At 70.3% G+C, this 17,718-nt stretch carries 10 protein-coding genes; 8 read left to right on the top strand and 2 right to left on the bottom strand.

Annotated elements, in window-relative coordinates:
- Nucleotides 1–292 precede the first annotated feature (292 nt).
- Nucleotides 293–2,161, top strand: a complete 1,869-nt coding sequence (locus ACFYWM_RS16490) for a flavin monoamine oxidase family protein (RefSeq protein WP_389915214.1) — start codon at nt 293–295, stop codon at nt 2,159–2,161.
- 414 nt (nt 2,162–2,575) lie between these two features.
- Here ACFYWM_RS16490 and glgP read toward each other — a convergent pair whose 3' ends face one another.
- Nucleotides 2,576–5,158: an alpha-glucan family phosphorylase gene (glgP, locus tag ACFYWM_RS16495; RefSeq protein WP_389915025.1), complete on the bottom strand. Its 2,583-nt coding sequence runs from the start codon at nt 5,156–5,158 to the stop codon at nt 2,576–2,578.
- 352 nt (nt 5,159–5,510) lie between these two features.
- On the opposite strand from glgP, the gene ACFYWM_RS16500 reads away from it, so the two are divergent.
- From ACFYWM_RS16500 to ACFYWM_RS16510, 3 genes are read left to right on the top strand one after another with little or no spacing between them, the layout of a single operon-like run.
- Complete coding sequence (locus tag ACFYWM_RS16500) at nt 5,511–7,646, top strand: alpha-1,4-glucan--maltose-1-phosphate maltosyltransferase (protein WP_389915027.1); 2,136 nt, start codon at nt 5,511–5,513, stop codon at nt 7,644–7,646.
- Between the two features lie 44 nt (nt 7,647–7,690).
- On the top strand, nt 7,691–9,394 hold the full coding sequence (treS, locus tag ACFYWM_RS16505; protein ID WP_389915030.1) for a maltose alpha-D-glucosyltransferase: 1,704 nt from the start codon (nt 7,691–7,693) through the stop codon (nt 9,392–9,394).
- A 4-nt stretch (nt 9,395–9,398) separates the two neighbouring features.
- The gene (locus ACFYWM_RS16510) at nt 9,399–10,712 is read left to right on the top strand and encodes a phosphotransferase (protein ID WP_389915033.1); all 1,314 of its coding nucleotides are present in this window, start codon (nt 9,399–9,401) and stop codon (nt 10,710–10,712) included.
- Nucleotides 10,713–10,941: 229 nt separating this feature from the next.
- Here ACFYWM_RS16510 and ACFYWM_RS16515 read toward each other — a convergent pair whose 3' ends face one another.
- Nucleotides 10,942–11,553, bottom strand: coding sequence for a CHRD domain-containing protein (locus ACFYWM_RS16515; protein WP_389915035.1), 612 nt, complete (start codon nt 11,551–11,553; stop codon nt 10,942–10,944).
- Between the two features lie 410 nt (nt 11,554–11,963).
- Between ACFYWM_RS16515 and ACFYWM_RS16520 the strand changes: the two genes are divergently transcribed.
- From ACFYWM_RS16520 to ACFYWM_RS16535, 4 genes are all read left to right on the top strand, one after another.
- Nucleotides 11,964–13,295 carry a xylan 1,4-beta-xylosidase gene (locus ACFYWM_RS16520; protein ID WP_389915038.1) on the top strand — a complete coding sequence of 444 codons (1,332 nt, stop codon included), beginning with the start codon at nt 11,964–11,966 and terminating at the stop codon, nt 13,293–13,295.
- Nucleotides 13,296–13,542: 247 nt separating this feature from the next.
- Nucleotides 13,543–15,357, top strand: a complete 1,815-nt coding sequence (locus ACFYWM_RS16525) for a protein kinase (RefSeq protein WP_389915041.1) — start codon at nt 13,543–13,545, stop codon at nt 15,355–15,357.
- Nucleotides 15,358–15,666: 309 nt separating this feature from the next.
- The gene (locus tag ACFYWM_RS16530) at nt 15,667–16,962 is read left to right on the top strand and encodes a PHB depolymerase family esterase (RefSeq protein ID WP_389915043.1); all 1,296 of its coding nucleotides are present in this window, start codon (nt 15,667–15,669) and stop codon (nt 16,960–16,962) included.
- A gap of 190 nt (nt 16,963–17,152) precedes the next feature.
- Entirely contained in the window at nt 17,153–17,653 is a 501-nt protein-coding gene (locus ACFYWM_RS16535) for a GNAT family N-acetyltransferase (protein WP_389915046.1), read from the top strand.
- Nucleotides 17,654–17,718: the final 65 nt, after the last annotated feature.

The following is a 17,718-nucleotide window of genomic DNA, read 5'->3' on the forward strand; positions in this document are numbered from 1 at the left end:
AGATGTCGGCTATATAGCCATTCCCGCCACAAACAAGAAAGAACTACATAAAAGACGTACATAGTCGCTTTTTGCCCTATAACGGAGGTTTTCTCCAGGTCAACCCGCAGGGTAGCCCACCGGCGGGACCGCCCCCTGGCGAGCGAAGGGGCCTGACAAAAGCCGCGAAAGACGAGCCGCGCACGAACGGTTGGAGTCACAACCGGAAAGATCCTGGCACGCCCGGACGTGAACCGATAGTAGTCATGCAACTACTTACAGTCACGAAGAAAGGGAGGATGTCGTGCCAGGTATGAACCGGCGGGGATTCGCCAGGTTGGCCGGGCTGGGCGCCGTGGGAGTGATGGGCTCGGCCGTGGACCCGGCGGTCGCGGCGGCGGCCTCGCTCACCGATCCGGCTCCCGCCCGCACCGGGCGGGAGCCGCGCGACGCGAGGCGCTGGGACGTCTGCACCCGGGTCGCGCGGGACCTGCTGCTCGTCGGCGAGGACGGCTCGGACCTCAAGCTCGAATACCTCAAGGTGCTGATCGACGACGGCCTGCCCAGGACCCGCTCCCCCAAGCGGATCCTCGTCGTCGGCGCCGGGATCGCCGGGCTGGCGGCCGCGACGCTGCTGAAGCGCGCCGGGCACCGGGTCACCGTCATCGAGGCCAACGGCAACCGGATCGGCGGCCGGATCAAGACCTTCCAGACCGGTTTCGCCGACCGGTCCCAGTACGCCGAGGCCGGGGCGATGCGCATCCCCGACTTCCACCCGCTCACCCTGGCGCTGATCGACAAGCTCGGCATCTCCCGCCGCCTGTTCTACAACGTCGACGTGCGGCCGGGCGACGCGGCGACCGGCCCCGTCCCGCCCGTCGTCTACACCCCGCGCAGCGGGCCGGCCTGGCGCTCCGGCCCCTCCCGGGGGGAGTTCACCGCGCCCGAGCGGGCCAACCACACCCTGATCCGGGTCAACGGCATCACCCAGCGACGCGACGAGTACGCCAGGAACCCGCGCGAGATCAACGCCTCGTTCGGGCTGCGGGACGGCAGGACCGCCGGGAAGATCCTGGACGACGCGCTCGACCCGGTCAGGGACTACTTCTCCGTCGTCCGCGGCTCGCAGCGGGTCGACAAGCCGCTGCCGCAGCTGATCGAGGGCTGGGCCCGCGTGCTGTACGACTTCGACGACTACTCCATGAACCGCTTCCTGCGGGAGCACGCCCGGCTGAGCGACGCGGCGATCGACGCCATCGGCACCCTGGAGAACCTCACCTCCCGGTTGCCCCTGTCGTTCATGCACACCTTCCTGACCCGGAGCCTGGTCAGCCCCTCGGCGACCTACTGGGAGATGGAGGGCGGCAGCCGGGAGCTGCCGTACAAGCTGGCGCCGGGGCTGCGCGGCGACATCCGGATGGACCGGCGGGCCGTGCGGATCCGGCACACCGCCCGGGGCGTGCGCGTCGAGACGGTCACCGAGACGGGCAGCACCGAGTCCGACTTCAGGGGCCAGGGCAGGGGCGAGACCTTCGAGGGGGACCTCGCGATCATCACGATCCCGTTCTCCGCGCTGCGCCACGTGGAGATCGCCCCGGCCCTGCCGTACCCGAAGCGGCGCGCGGTGATCGAGCTGCACTACGACTCCGCGACCAAGGTGCTGCTGGAGTTCCGCAGGCGCTGGTGGGAGTTCGACGAGAACGACTGGAAGCGGGAGCTCGGCGCCCGCTACCGCCCGGGGCCCGCGGCCCACGTGACGGGCGGCGGGTCGGTCACCGACAACGCCAACCGGTTCGTCTACTTCCCCTCCCACCCGGTGCCCGGCAGCGAGGGCGGCGTGGTGCTGGCCAGCTACGCCTGGGCCGACGACGCCACCCGCTGGGACTCCATGGACGACGACGAGCGCTACGGCTACGCGCTGCGGGGGCTGCAGGAGGTGCACGGGGAGCGCGTCGCCGACTTCTACACCGGCCACGCCCGGACCCAGAGCTGGATGCGCAACCGCTACGCCTTCGGCGAGGCCGCGGTCTTCACCCCCGGCCAGATGACCGAGATCCACCCCGCCATCGCCGCCCCCGTGGGACGGCTGCACTTCGCGGGCGAGCACACCTCGCTGAAGCACTCCTGGATCGAGGGGGCCCTGGAGTCGGCGGTCCGCGCCGCCCTGGAGGCCAACGCCTGACCCCTCGCCCCCGCCACGGGGTCCTTCCGCGTGGCCCGCGGGACCGGCCTCTCGCTCCCCGCCACGGGGTCTCTCCGCGTGGCCCGCGGCGTCGAGTCACGGAGTCCCTCCGCGTGGCCCGCGGCACCGACCTCCGCGGGCCACGCGCCACCGGGCCGCCGTACGAGCGGGCGCGCTCCGGGGTCACGGCGCCGGGATGCTCTCTCGGGCGCCAGGGATCGAGTGCTCAACCCTACCCACCGGACCCCGCGACGTGCCGGCACGCGGGCACTTCCGGGCCCATCCGCGCGGCCGTTCGTCCCCCGGGAAAGACCGTTCATCCCCGGGAAAGAGAGGACCCCCGTGCCCCTCACCGGAGAACGGGAGGGGCACGGGGGTCTCGCCGCCCGGCGCGCGCGCCGGGCGGTCACGCGGTCAGCGCAGGGTGCCGTTGGTCATGCCGACGGGCTCCTCGGGCACCGCGACCAGGCCGAGCTCCGAGGTCGAGGCCACCAGCGGGTGGTCGGGGACGACCCGGACGGTGTAGCCGAAGGGCCCGGTGCGGTCGAGCGGGATGGTCCCGGCGAAGACGGCCCTGCCGTCGTCTCCCTCGGACTCGACGGTCAGGTCGGCGTAGGAGGGGGAGGCCAGGTCGTCGTGGTCGCCGACGCGGCCGTAGGCCGCCTGGACGCGGATGTCGCCGGGCACCAGCTCGCCGAGGGCGATGGTGGCCCTCAGCTCCAGGGACGTCCCGAGCTCGGGGGTGCTGTCACCCAGGCCGGAGGCCTCCACGTGCTCGACCCGCACGCCCGGCCAGGCCCTGCCGACCTTGAGCTTCCACGCCGCGAAGCTCCTGGCCTGCTCGTACCCCTCGCCGGAGAGGGCGCGGGCGGACCTGGCCGCCGGGGCGTAGAGGTCGACCACGTAGTCGCGGAGCATCCGCCCGGCGAGCACCTTGGGGCCGAGCGAGGCCAGGGTGTGCCTGACCATCTCCAGCCAGCGCCGGGGCAGCCCGTCGGCCCGGTCGTAGAACCGGTCGGCCACCTCGTGCTCGATCAGGTCGTACAGCGCGGCGGCCTCCAGCTCGTCGCGGCGGTCGGGGTCGGCGACGCCGTCGGCGGTGGGGATGGCCCAGCCGTTGGTGCCGTCGTACCACTCGTCCCACCAGCCGTCGCGGATGGACAGGTTGAGGCCGCCGTTGAGCGCGGCCTTCATCCCGGAGGTGCCGCACGCCTCCAGCGGGCGCAGCGGGTTGTTCATCCACACGTCGCAGCCCTGGACGAGCAGCTGGCCCAGGGCCATGTCGTAGTCGGGCAGGAAGACGATGCGGTGCCGCACGTCCTCGGAGTCGGCGAACTTCACGATCTGCTGGATGAGCTTCTTGCCGCCCTCGTCGGCCGGGTGGGCCTTGCCCGCGATCACGATCTGCACCGGCCTGACGGGGTCGAGCAGCAGCGCGCGGAGCCGGTCGGGGTCGGACAGCATCAGGGTGAGCCGCTTGTACGAGGGCACCCGGCGGGCGAAGCCGATGGTGAGCACCTCGGGGTCGAGGGCGTCGTCGATCCAGCCGAGCTCGGCCGGCGAGGCGCCCCGGTTGATCCACGACTGGCGCAGCCGCGCGCGGGCCGCGACGACCAGCTTCTCGCGCAGCCGCCCCCGGATGCCCCAGACGTCACCGTCGGAGATCTTGGAGATGCTCTCCCAGCCCTGGGCGCGGTCGACCAGGGTGGGCAGCTCCTTGCCGGCCAGCTCCATGATCTCCCGGCCGACCCAGGTGGGGGCGTGCACGCCGTTGGTGATGAACCCGATCGGGATCTCCTCGGTGTCGAACCCCGGCCACAGGCTCTGGAACATCTCCCGGCTCACGGCGCCGTGCAGCTCGGAGACGCCGTTGACCCGCTGGGCGAGCCGCATGCCCATCGCGGCCATGTTGAACTTGCCGGGCTCCTCCTCGGCGCCGAGCGCGAGGATGCGGTCGACGGGGACCGTGGGCCAGGCGTTCTCGCCGCCGAACTGGCGGCCGATCATCTCGGCCGGGAAGCGGTCGATCCCGGCGGGCACGGGGGTGTGCGTGGTGAAGACCGTCCCGGCCCGCACCGCCTCCAGGGCCTCGTCGAAGGAGAGCCGGGCCTCGGTGAGCTCGCGGATGCGCTCCAGGCCGAGGAAGCCGGCGTGGCCCTCGTTGGTGTGGAACACCTCGGGCTCGGCGTGCCCGGTGACCCGGCAGTAGGCGCGGATGGCGCGGACGCCGCCGACGCCGAGCAGCAGCTCCTGGAGCAGCCGGTGGTCGCCGCCGCCGCCGTACAGGCGGTCGGTGACGTCGCGGGCGGCGGTGTCGTTCTCGGCCACGTCGGAGTCGAGCAGCAGCAGCGGCACCCTGCCGACCTGGAGCACCCAGACCTGGGCGTGCAGCGTGCGGTGCTCGGGCAGGCTGATCTTGATGCGTACCGGGGTGCCGTCCTCCTCCCGCAGGAGGGTGAGCGGCAGGCCGCCGGGATCGAGGGAGGGGTAGTGCTCCAGCTGCCAGCCCTCGGGCGAGAGGGACTGGGTGAAGTAGCCGTGGCGGTAGAGCAGGCCGACGGCGAGGATGGGCACGCCGAGGTCGCTCGCGGCCTTGAGGTGGTCGCCCGCGAGGATGCCGAGCCCGCCCGAGTACTGCGGCAGGGCGGCGGCGATGCCGTACTCGGGGGAGAAGTAGGCGATGGCCCCCGGCGCGTCGGCCATGGTCTGGTACCACCGCGGGGCGGTCATGTACTCACGAAGATCGTCGGCGGCGTCGGCCAGCCGCCTCAGGAAGCGGCGGTCGGCGGCCAGCTCACGGAGCCGGTCGGCCTCCACGGCGCCCAGCAGGGCGACCGGGTCGTACCCGACACGCCCCCAGATGGCCGGATCGACCTCGCCGAACAGGTCCAATGTCTCCGGGTGCCATGACCAGCGCAAGTTGAGGACGAGCTCGCCGAGGGAGGCCAGCTCCGGCGGCAGGACGGTGCGGACGGTGAACCTGCGGATTGCTCTCACGGTGCCAGACCCTAGTTACTCAGCGCCACGAGGGCGACCCAAACACTCACGCGTCTCCCTCTCACCGCTATCAATCCACCCCAAACACATCAAAGGCAGGTGATCAACTGTTAGGACAGCTCGCGGAAGAGTAAGAGGTGCCGCACTCTATCCAGCGGGACGCATGAAGCTGGACTATTAGGGCACCGGACATACGAGCCAGAACGTACTGCCCTCGGGAACCGGCCGTCCCATCAGGGCGGGCTTCCGCCTGCCCCGGGACCGGCCATCCGGTGAACGCTTGAAAAACGAAGATCCTTCCTTGCTGACTTCCCCGGCGGTACCGGGCGTGCCGCCGCTACCTTGAGACGCGATGATCGGACGAATCCCAATCCAGGACATCCACCCCACGGTCGACTGCGGGCGCCGCCCCGCCAAGGCCGCCGCGGGTGAGACCTTCGAGATCTCCGCGACCGTGTTCCGGGAGGGACACGACGCGGTCGCGGCGGGGGTCGTGTTGACCGGCCCCGGCGGCGTGCGCGGCCCCCTGCTGCCCATGGGCGAGCTCGCCCCGGGCACCGACCGCTGGGGCGTGGAGGTGACGCTGCCCACCGAGGGTGAGTGGCGTTTCCGGGTGGAGGCGTGGAGCGATCCCGTGGCCACCTGGTTGCACGACGCGGGTATCAAGATCCCGCGTGACCTGGACGCCGACCTGATGTGCGAGGAGGGCGCCCGGCTCTTCGACCGCGCGGCGAGGGCGGTGCGGGCCGCCGACTGCGCGCCGGCGACCGGCCCCGCCGGCGCGACGGCCGCGACCGGCAAGCCGGTGAACGGCAGGACCCCGGCGTCGAAGGCGGCCAAGGGCACCAAGGTGGCGCAACAGCAGCACGTCTGCGGGCACCGGGCCGCGCTCCAGGCGGTCGCGGCGAGGCTGCGCGACCCCGAGATCGACCCGCGCGCCCGGTTCACCGTGGCCCAGATGCCGGAGACGGCCGCGATGCTGCGCGCCCACCCGCTGCGCGACCTGGTGACGAGGTCGGCCCCGCGCACGGTCCTGGTGCACCGCCGCAGGGCGCTGTTCGGGTCGTGGTACGAGTTCTTCCCGCGCTCGGAGGGCGCGATCATCGAGCAGGGTGTCGCCCCCAAGTCGGGAACCTTCGCCACCGCCGCCAAGCGGCTGCCGGCCGTGGCGAAGATGGGCTTCGACGTCGTCTACCTGCCGCCGATCCACCCGATCGGGCACAGCTTCCGCAAGGGGCGCAACAACACCCTCACCCCCGAGCCGTACGACCCCGGCTCACCATGGGCGATCGGCTCGGAGGAGGGCGGCCACGACGCCATCCACCCCGACTTGGGCACGTTCGAGGACTTCGACGCCTTCGTGGCCAAGACCCGCGAGCTGGGCATGGAGATCGCCATCGACCTCGCCCTGCAGTGCGCGCCCGACCATCCGTGGGTCAAGGAGCACCCGGAGTGGTTCAACATCCGCGCCGACGGCTCGATCGCGTACGCGGAGAACCCGCCGAAGAAGTATCAGGACATCTACCCGCTGAACTTCGACACGGACCCCAAGGGGATCTACGAGGAGATCAGGCGGGTCGTGCGGCTCTGGATGGACCACGGGGTGCGGATCTTCCGGGTGGACAACCCGCACACCAAGCCGGTGGCCTTCTGGGAGAAGCTGCTGGCCGACGTGCACACCACCGATCCTGACGTATTGTTCCTGGCGGAGGCGTTCACCCGCCCCGCCATGATGCGGACGCTGGCCAAGGTCGGCTTCCACCAGTCGTACACGTACTACACGTGGAAGAACTCGCGCCCGGACGTCGAGGACTATCTGAGCGAGCTCTCCCACGAGACGTCGCACTACATGCGGCCCAACGTGTTCGTCAATACTCCGGACATCCTCCATGAATACCTTCAACATGGGGGAGTCCCGGCGTTTTATATCAGAGCAGTACTCGCGGCCACGGCGATGCCGACCTGGGGCGTGTACGCCGGATATGAACTCGCGGAGAATGTACCGGTTAGACCGGGCAGTGAAGAATACCTTGATAGCGAGAAATATCAATATAAGCCCCGCAATTGGGTAGAGGCCGAACGAGAAGGTCGTAGCCTCGCCCCGTTCATCACACAACTCAACTTGTTCCGAAGAGCACACCCGGCGCTCCAGGAACTGCGTAATCTACGGTTTCACAGCGTCAACAACCCGGATGTGATCTGCTTCTCCAAGCGGTTGCCCGGCGCCTACGACACGGCCACACGACGGCACGGCCTGGGCGACGTTGTCCTCGTCGTCGTGAACCTGGATCCGCACAACACCCACGAGGCGACGGTGTCGCTGGACATGCCCGCCCTCGGGCTCGACTGGCAAGCCGAGTTCGTCGTGGACGACGAACTGTCGGGCGAGTCGTATCGCTGGCGGCAGGACAACTACGTGCGCCTCGATCCCCACATCCACCCAGCGCACGTCTTCACTCTGCGTGCCGCGGCGGCGAACCAGCGGTGAGCCGGCCGGGTACGCCATACCGGCAGAACAGCGGGGAGTCACTGGTGAGTCAGCTACCTGAGCCAATTCCGAACACCTTCGACGAGGAGAAACCGCGCGACCCGTACTGGTTCAAGCGCGCTGTCTTCTACGAGGTTCTCATCCGGGGTTTCGCCGATTCCAACGGTGACGGCACCGGAGACATCCGCGGTCTCATCCAGAAACTGGACTATCTCCAGTGGCTCGGTGTCGACTGCCTCTGGCTGCTCCCGCTGTACGAGTCGCCGCTGCGCGACGGCGGGTACGACATCGCCGACTTCATGAAGATCCTTCCTGATTTCGGCGACCTCGGGGACTTCGTGAAACTGGTCGACGAGGCGCACAAGCGCGGCATGCGCGTCATCGCCGACCTGGTGATGAACCACACCAGCGACCAGCACCCGTGGTTCCAGGCCTCCCGGCACGACCCCGAGGGGCCGTTCGGCGACTTCTACGTCTGGAACGACAACGACGAGCTCTACAAGGACGCCCGGATCATCTTCATCGACACCGAGACGTCCAACTGGTCCCACGACCCGGTCCGGGGCCAGTACTACTGGCACCGCTTCTTCTCCCATCAGCCGGACCTCAACTACGAGAACCCGGACGTGCAGGACGCGATGCTGGAGGTGCTGCGCTTCTGGCTGGACCTGGGCATCGACGGCTTCCGCATGGACGCCATCCCCTACCTCTTCGAGCAGGACGGCACCAACTGCGAGAACCTGCCCAGGACCCACGAGTACCTGAAGCGGGTCAGGGCGGAGATCGACAGGCTCTACCCCGACCGGGTGCTGCTGGCCGAGGCCAACCAGTGGCCCGCCGACGTGGTCGAGTACTTCGGCGACTCGGCCACCGGGGGCGACGAGTGCCACATGGCGTTCCACTTCCCGCTGATGCCGCGCATCTTCATGGCGGTCAGGCGGGAGTCGCGCTATCCCATCTCCGAGATCATGGCCCAGACGCCGAAGATCCCGGAGAACTGCCAGTGGGGCATCTTCCTGCGCAACCACGACGAGCTCACGCTCGAGATGGTGACGGACGACGAGCGCGACTACATGTACTCGGAGTACGCCAAGGACCCCCGGATGCGCGCCAACGTCGGCATCCGGCGGCGGCTCGCCCCGCTGCTGGAGAACGATCGCAACCAGATTGAGCTGTTCACGGCGTTGCTGCTCTCCCTTCCGGGATCTCCCGTGCTGTACTACGGCGATGAGATCGGGATGGGGGACAACATCTGGCTGGGCGACCGCGACGGTGTCCGTACCCCCATGCAGTGGAGCCCCGACCGCAACGCCGGATTCTCCGATTGCGACCCGGGCCGCCTGTACCTCCCGGTCATCATGGACCCGATCTACGGCTACCAGGCGCTCAACGTCGAGGCGCAGCAGCGCAGCGCGGGCTCGCTGCTGCACTGGACCAAGCGGATGATCGACATCCGCAAGCGCCACCCGGTCTTCGGCCTGGGTGAGTTCACCGAGCTGAACTCGTCCAACCCGAGCGTCCTCGCCTTCGTGCGCGAGCTCGGCGACGACCGGATGCTGTGCGTCAACAACCTGTCCCGGTTCCCGCAGCCGGTGGAGCTCGATCTCCGCCGCTTCGAGGGATCGGTCCCCGTGGAGACGATGGGCGGAGTTCCTTTTCCAGCGATTGGTGAGCTTCCGTATCTTTTGACTCTTCCTGGGCATGGGTTCTACTGGTTCACCCTGCCACCAGCGTCCCAGGAGGCGTAAAGCCGTGTTGACGGAGCTCCTTACCGGTTGGATCACTCAGCAACGATGGTTCGCCGGTAAGGGGCGCCCGATCGACGATCTCGTCGTCGACTCGGACGTGGAGCTCTCCCCGCGCCTGCGCCACCTGATCATCTCCGTGCACCAGGCCGGGGCACGCGACCGCTACCAGCTGCTGCTCGGCAGCGAGGCGCCGGAGTGGGCCCGTTTCAAACCGGCCCACATCGGCGGCGGCTACTACGACGCCGCCTACGACGCCGACCTCACCGGCGTCCTGCTGGAGGGCATGGCCTCCGGCCGCGACCTGGGCGCGCTGCGTTTCCGCCACCTCGACGGGGTGGAGATCGACACCTCCATGCGCAGCCTGGTCCTCGGCGCCGAGCAGTCCAACACCTCGCTGGTGTACGGCGACACCTACATCTGCAAGCTGTTCCGCCGCCTGACCGCCGGGGTGAACCCCGAGCTGGAGATCGTCACCGCGCTGGCCCGCCGTGACGGCACGCACATCGCCCAGCCGTACGGCTGGATCGAGACCGACCTCGACGGCGAGGTCACCACGCTGGCGATGACCCAGGAGTTCCTGTCGAACGCCAACGACGGCTGGGCCCTCGCCCTGGCCAGCGTCCGCGACCTGTACGGCTCCCTCGAACCCTCCGCCTCCGACGCGGGCGGCGACTTCAGCTCCGAGGCCTACCGCCTCGGCGTGACCACCGCCACCGTCCACCGGGAGATGGCCGCCGCCTTCCCGACCGACGTGATCGAGTCGCAGGAGGTCAAGCGGATGGTCGAGGAGTTCCACCGCCGCCTGCGCGTCGCGGTGGAGGAGGTGCCCGCCCTCGGCGAGTACGCCCACGTCGCCGAGGAGGCCTACCAGCGGGTCTCGGACGTGGCCGGGGAGATGTCCGTCCAGCGCGTCCACGGCGACTACCACCTCGGCCAGGTGATGCGCACCAACAACGACTGGATCATCCTCGACTTCGAGGGCGAGCCCGGCCAGCCCATCGCCGAGCGCCGCGCCCTGTCCTCCCCGCTGCGGGACGTGGCCGGGATGCTCCGCTCCTTCGACTACGCCGCCCGCCACCTGCTGGCCGACCACTCCAACGCCGACGAGCTGCGCCCCCGCGCGGTGGAGTGGGCCGAGCTCAACCGCTCGTCCTTCCTCGCGGGCTACTCCGCCGGAGGCGGCCACCTCCGGGCCGAGGACGCCGTCCTGCTGCGGGCCCTGGAACTCGACAAGGCGGCGTACGAGGTGGTGTACGAGTCCCGCAACCGGCCGGCCTGGCTGCACATCCCGATGTCGGCCTTCCAGCTGGGCCGCTGAGGTCGTCGCCCCCGCCCCGCGGCCTCCGATCAACCGCCGCGCCGGAGCGGTACACGGGGTGACCGGGACGCCGCGTCGCCCTCCGGCACGGAGACGTCGTCCACCCCGGTGGCTCGATCACCATGCGAGGGGACGACGTCCGCCGGTGGACCCGGGGCGGGGACCGCGCCGACACGGCCCTGCGAGGCACGCGGCGACGGGGCCCCGCCGGCCCCTGGACGCCGGTGGGCTACCAGCGGCCGCCCTTGACGAGCTGGCCGCGGACCGCGCCGTCGGGGAACTGCTTGGTGTGCAGGTTGGCGTACCAGTTCCTCGGGTTGCTCTTGATGCCCTTGAGCAGGCTGGAGTCCTTGACGACGACGGAGCCGAAGCTCGTGTTGCCGCGGATCCTGCCGTTGGACAGCAGGTCGATGACGACGGGGCCGTTCTTGCCCGCCTTGCCCTTGTGGATGTGGAAGGCGCTGGGCTTGCCGGTCCGCTTCCACTGGACGAAGTAGTAGAAGCGGTTGCCCTGGATGCGGAACTTCGCGACCGCGATGCCGTCCCGGTCGTTGACCTTCTTGCCCGGCTCGGGGACCTCGTTCCTGCCCAGGAGACCGGCGGCGAAGTAGTACTTCCTGGCCGCGCTGCTGTGGGCGTCGCCGTGCGAGGCGGGGGCCGCGCTCGTCGCGCCGGTGTGGGAGTGGCCGTGGCCGTGCGGGGCGGGGGTCGTGACCGCCGCCCCGGCCGGCACCGCCAGCGCCCCGGCGGCCAGCGCCACGGTCGCCGCGCCCACCGCCGCCCGGCCCATCACGCGCCGCCAGGAGACACGCCCGCCGTTGACCTGTTCGAAAGCATTCATGTGGACCTCCGCCTCATTTTCGCCGTGCCGCTTTTCCCTGACACTGCGGACCTTTTTTCCGGACACCGCAGACCCTAGGAAGTCAGCCCCCGTTGTTATGCGTACAAATCCACACAGCCGGCAAGCGTGGTCAAGGTCACACGAACGTGCTCGCGGTCCCCTCGGACACGCCCGTGCGTGGCGGGGTACGGCCAAGACGGCACGCACCCCCTTGCGACTCCAAGGCCCCGGAAGGTGTTTCCGCAGGTCGGCCGGTACCTTTGTGCCGGTGGGTCGCGTTCCTGTACGACGCTCTTACACGGCCTGTGACACGCTCTGCGCAAAGCGGATGTTGAGGATCGGGTGGGTGTCAGGTGTCATCAGGTAGTGGGGGATCCGTGTGGCGGCGTCCCGGCCGGATCATCGCCTCGATGGCGGGGGTCGTCGCGATGGCGCTGCTGGCGGCGGGGTGTTCCTCCGACGACACCGCCGAACAGGCGGCTCCCGTCGTACGGCAGCCGGCCACCGCCTCGCCGACGGCGCCCGCGACCGCGGCCGCGATCGGGAAGGTGCCGCCGGTCGACCCCGCGTGGCCCCGCTGGGGGCTGACCCACACCGGGGTGAGCGCCAACAACGTCACCCGGGAGTTCGAGCAGGTCGTGGCCGGTGCGCTGGCCCGGACCCCGATGCTGCAGAACCAGCACATCATGGGGTTCGGCGCGCTCAACCCGCAGCCCCGCCCGAACGAGTTCTACTGGGAGGACCTCGACAGCCGGACGAACCTGATGAGGAAGTCCGGCGGCACGCAGGTCATCACGCTCTGCTGCGCCCCCGACTGGATGAAGGGCGGCCCCGAGGGCCCGACCTCGGACGTGGGCTGGGACGAGCACCTGGAGGACGCCCCCTACCCCAAGCACTTCGACGACTTCGCCAAGCTGTCGGCGGCCGTCGCCACCAAGTACCGCGACGTCAAGTACTTCATGGTCTGGAACGAGTTCAAGGGCTTCTGGAAGGACCACTCCAAGCCCGCGGACTTCAAGGGCTACACCACGCTCTACAACAAGGTCTACGACGCGGTGAAGGCCGCCCGCCCCGACGCCCTGGTCGGCGGCCCCTACCTCGGCTTCGACAGCAACAGGACGGGCAAGTCCGAGCTGCGGGGCAAGTGGGGGGTCGTCAACCAGAACGCCCTGGACGCCTTCGAGTACTGGTTCGAGAACAAGAGGGGCGCCGACTTCGTCGTGGTCGACGGCGCCTCGCTGACCGACGCCCACGAGATGCTGCCCGACGCGTTCGGGGCGCTGAGCAAGTTCGGCGCGGTCACCACCTGGCTGCGGGAGAGGACCGGCGACATGCCGGTCTGGTGGGCGGAGTGGTACTTCGTCCCCGAGGACGACACCGTCTGGCCCGAGCCGATGCGGCTCGCCGTCCAGGCCGCCTCGATGATCGAGTTCGCCGAGAGCGGCGCCGCCACGGCGCTGTACTGGAACCCGCAGACCAAGGAGGGCACCTGCCAGGGGTGCATGTGGGACCCGAGGACCGGCGCCACGCTCCCCACCGGCAAGCTGGTGAGCGACTTCGCCACCTGGTTCCCGGCCGGGGCCGAGCTGGAGAGGGTCACCTCCTCCGACCCCGGGGTCCGGGTGCTCGCGCAGCCGAAGCGGATGGTGATGGTCAACACCACCAAGGCCCAGGTCACCACGACCGTGGACGGCGAGGAGTTCACCCTGCGGCCGTACGAGATCAGGTGGAGCGACCGCTGACCCTCCGGCGGCCCGCCCTCGATGTCTGGATTCTCCCGATGGCCGGGGGTGGGGTGACGCTATGGTGGGTCCGCTCGATGATCTGCTTCCGTGGTCGCCCCGCGCCGTCGGCCGAGGGCTCCCCGCCGTGCCTCCGCCCGGTGGACGGCGGGCCGGAGCCGGAGACCGGCGGATGCGGAGCAGGGACGTCCGCGACCCGCGACTCGCGGCCAGACAGGGCCGACGCCCCGCGACACGGTAAGGCGCCATGTTCGACAGAATCGACGTCCTCCCCCTCGGGGGCGACGACCCCCGCCGGATCGACCGCTACGGCATCGAGGGACGCCTGGGAGTGGGCGGGCAGGGGGTCGTCTACCTCGGACGCGCCCCGGACGGGCGCCCGGTCGCCGTCAAGGTCCTCAGCGGCGGGCTCCCGACGAGAGAGGTCCGCGCGCGGTTCGTCCGGGAGCTCGCCGCCGCCCGCCGCGTCCCGCAGGCCCACACCGCGGCGATCCTCGACGCCGACGTCGAGGGCGAGCGCCCGTACATCGTCAGCGAGTACGTGGCGGGGCCGTCGCTGCAGGAGGCGGTCGAGAAGAACGGCGTGTTCGCGGGGAACGCGCTGGAACGGCTGGCCACCTACACGATCACCGCGCTGGCGGCGATCCACGGTGCCCGGGTGGTCCACCGGGACTTCAAGCCCTCCAACGTCCTGATCGGACCGGACGGGCCCCGCGTCGTCGACTTCGGCATCGCCCGCGCCCTCGACTCCGGTGAGCAGACGACGAACTCCCTCATCGGCACCCCGCCCTACATGGCTCCCGAGCAGTTCGGCGGGCAGCCCGCCGGGCCGCACACCGACGTCTTCGCGTGGGCGGCCACGATGGTCTTCGCCGCGACGGGGAACCCGCCCTTCGGCAGGATGTCGTTCGCCGCGGTGGCCAACAGGATCCTCAACGAGAGTCCCGACCTGGCCGATCTCGCCTCCCCGCTGCGGGACGTGCTCGCGCGCTGCCTGGCCAAGGATCCCGCCGACCGGCCCACCTCCATCCAGGTGCTCCAGGCGCTGGTCGGTCACGACACCTTCGCCGGCCCGTACCCGTCCCCGGTCGCGGGCCGCGGCGAGTCCGCCGCCGTCCCGTGGCGGCCTGCCGGGGGCGTACTCCCGGGCGTCGAGGGCGGCGAGACCGGACCCACCGGGACGGGCGCCCCGTGGTTCAGGAGAGGCTCGGTGATCGCGGCCCTGACCGCCGCCACGGCGGTCGCCGTCGCCGTCTCCGTCGTCACCGTGATCAACCTCCGGGACGGCGGCGAGGCGGGCGCCGCGAGGCGTCCCGTGGAGACGCCCCGTCCCGCGGAGACGACCGCCGTCAGCGGGCTGCCCGCGGGACTGGCCGGATTCTGGGACTTCGGCGAGCGGGCGGGATCCAGCGCGGCGGACTCCACGGGCGGCGAGGGGCTACTTCTCAGCCGGGGCGCGAACTGGGAGGCGCACCCGCCGCCGGCGGCGAAAGGCGCGCTGTACCTCGACGGGGTCAAGGGGTACGCCGCGACCGACGACAGGCCCGTCGTCGATTCGACGGAGAGCTTCACCGCCACGGCGCGGGTCCGCATCGACCGCTCCCCCAGCGACTTCTACTACGCCGCCGCGGCGAGCCAGGAGGCGACGGACGGGTACTACTCGTTCGCCGTGCAGTACATGTCCTGCACGGCCCGGGCGGAGCCGGACTCCACCTGTCCCGGCCGGGGTGAGCACTGGTCCCTCTCGGTGTACGGGGAGAGCGGGCAGGTCGAGCGGCTCGTCTCCTCGACGAAGGTCAAGCCCCTGACCTGGGTGCACCTCGCGGCCGTCCACGACAGGGAGGCGGGAGCCGCCGGTGAGGTCCGCCTGTACGTCGACGGGCGGCTCGAAGACGCCAAGCCCCTGAAGGAGCCGATCCGTCCCTCCAGCGGTCCCTTCTACGTCGGCCGCTCCACGTACGGCGAGCCGGTGGACTTCTGGCCGGGTGCCGTCACCAATGTGGCCCTCTGGGACAGGGCGCTCTCCGAGGCGGACGTCCGAAGCGTCGCTGTCCGGAACTGACCGCCTGAAGATGGAAACTTTCACCGAGGAACACGGCTCGGCTCCGTCGCTTCCGACCCCGAAGATGTTTCTCACCTGCGCGAAACCCCGCCGGAAGGAAGGCACACGCCGGACGGGCCTCCATGCCCCCACCCCGGTGATTGAAAATTTCGGCAAACAATTTTAACTTTCGGCGACAAGTGTGAGGTGCCGGACGCCGGAGCCACGACGGTCAGGGGGCTCCGGTGGCCGACCGTAGCCGAGAGGAGATCGACGATGTCCGGCAGCGATGTTCCACACCGGGTCCGGCGGGGGCCGGGGAACGGTCGGATGAGAACGGCCCTGCGAACGGTGTGCGCGGTCCTTCCCCTCCTGCTCGGTCTCGCGCTGACGATCTCGACAGCGCCCTCCGCGTCCTCCGCGTCCCTGGTGGAGGTCACCGGTTTCGGGACGAACCCCAGCAACCTGCGGATGCATCTCTACGTCCCGGACCGGGTCGCGCCCCGGCCCGCCGTCCTGCTGGCGGTGCACTACTGCACCGGTTCGGGGCCCGCCTTCCACTCCGGTACGCAGTTCGCCTCGCTGGCCGATCAGCACGGGTTCATCGTGATCTATCCCTCGGCCACCCGCAGCGGGAGCTGTTTCGACGTCTCCTCCCCCGAGGCGCTCAGGCGCGGCGGCGGGAGCGACCCGGTCGGGCTCATGTCCATGGTGACCTACGTCCAGCAGCGCCACAACGCGGACCCGTCGCGGGTCTACGTGACCGGCGCCTCCTCCGGCGCGATGATGACCGAGGTCCTGCTGGGTCTGTACCCGGACGTGTTCAAGGCCGGGGCGGCCTTCATGGGCGTGCCCTTCGGCTGCTTCGCCAGCTCCTCGGGGTGGAACAGCGAGTGCGCCAACGGCACGATCATCAGGACCCCGCAGGAGTGGGGCAACCTGGTGCGGGCCGCCTATCCCGGATACACCGGCGCCCGGCCCCGCGTACAGCTGTGGCACGGCACCGAGGACTCCACCCTGCGCTATCCGAACCTGGGCGAGGCGGTCAAGCAGTGGACCGACGTCCACGGCCTGAGCCAGACGCCGACCTCCACCGACACGCCCCGGGCGGGCTGGAACCGCAGCCGCCACGCGGACTCCGCGGGCACCGTCAAGGTCGAGTCCTACAGCCTGCCGGGTGTGGGGCACAACCTGCCGCAGAGCGGGATGGCCGAGTCCGCGATCCAGTTCTTCGGCCTGGACACCCCCGGCCCCTCCCCCACACCCACCCCCACACCGACCCCGACGCCCACGCCCACCCCGACCCCCGGCACCTCCTCCTGCCGGGTCGCCTACGGCGCCAACAGCTGGAACACCGGCTTCACCGCCACCCTGACCGTCACCAACACCGGCACCTCGGCGATCAACGGCTGGGAGCTGAGGTTCACCTTCCCCGGCGACCAGCGGGTCACCCAGGGCTGGAACGCCACCTGGACGCAGTCCGGCCAGGTCGTGACCGGCCGCAACGCCTCCTACAACGGCACCCTGAACCCCGGCCAGTCCGTCGGGATCGGTTTCAACGCCTCCTACAGCGGTACCAACACCGCCCCCGGCTCGTTCACCCTCAACGGCTCGGCCTGCGGCTGACGCCGCGCCCCGATCCGGCCTCTTCACCAAGCCCCCGACGGACGAAGCCGGTCTCCGGAGGAGACCGTCCCCATCGGGGGCTTCACCCCCTCCCTGCCGGTACGGGGTGACCCGGGCGATCCCATGGGCGCAGGGTTCGGCCAAGCGGGACTTCAGCGGGCGCCAAGGCGGGCGCGCCAGCATGGCCGGTATGCCGTTCCTACCGAGGACCCACGAGATCCCCGCCGGTGTGAAGCACGAGAGGTTCCACATCCGGCCCATCACGATCCACGACGCGGTGCGCGACTTCGACGCCGTGATGAGCAGCGCGGCCCGGCTGCGAGAGCGCTTCCCGCTGTGGGGCTGGCCGCCCGGCGACATGACGCTGGAGGACAACCTGATCGACCTGGCCTGGCACCAGAAGGAGGCCCTGCTGCGCAGGTCGTTCAACTACGCGGTCATGAGTCCCGACGGGTCCCGCCTGCTCGGGTGCGTCTACGTCGACCCCCCGGAGAAGCGCGGGGCCGACGCCGACGTGTCGTTCTGGGTACGGGCCGACGAGGAGGGCACGGGCCTGGAGGAGGAACTGGAGCCGGTGGTCCGCGCCTGGCTGGACGAGGCGTGGCCGTACGCCTCGGTGCGCTGGCCGGGCAGGGACATCTCCTGGGAGGAGTGGGACCTCCTGCCGGACGTGCCTCCGGCGGGCGGGTGAGACGCCCGCGCCACCGGCGGCGGCCGCCGATCGACGGACCGGCGGCCGCGCGGGCGTACGGGCTC

Source organism: Streptosporangium sp. NPDC002721 (assembly GCF_042888905.1).
Classification (GTDB): Bacteria; Actinomycetota; Actinomycetes; order Streptosporangiales; family Streptosporangiaceae; genus Streptosporangium.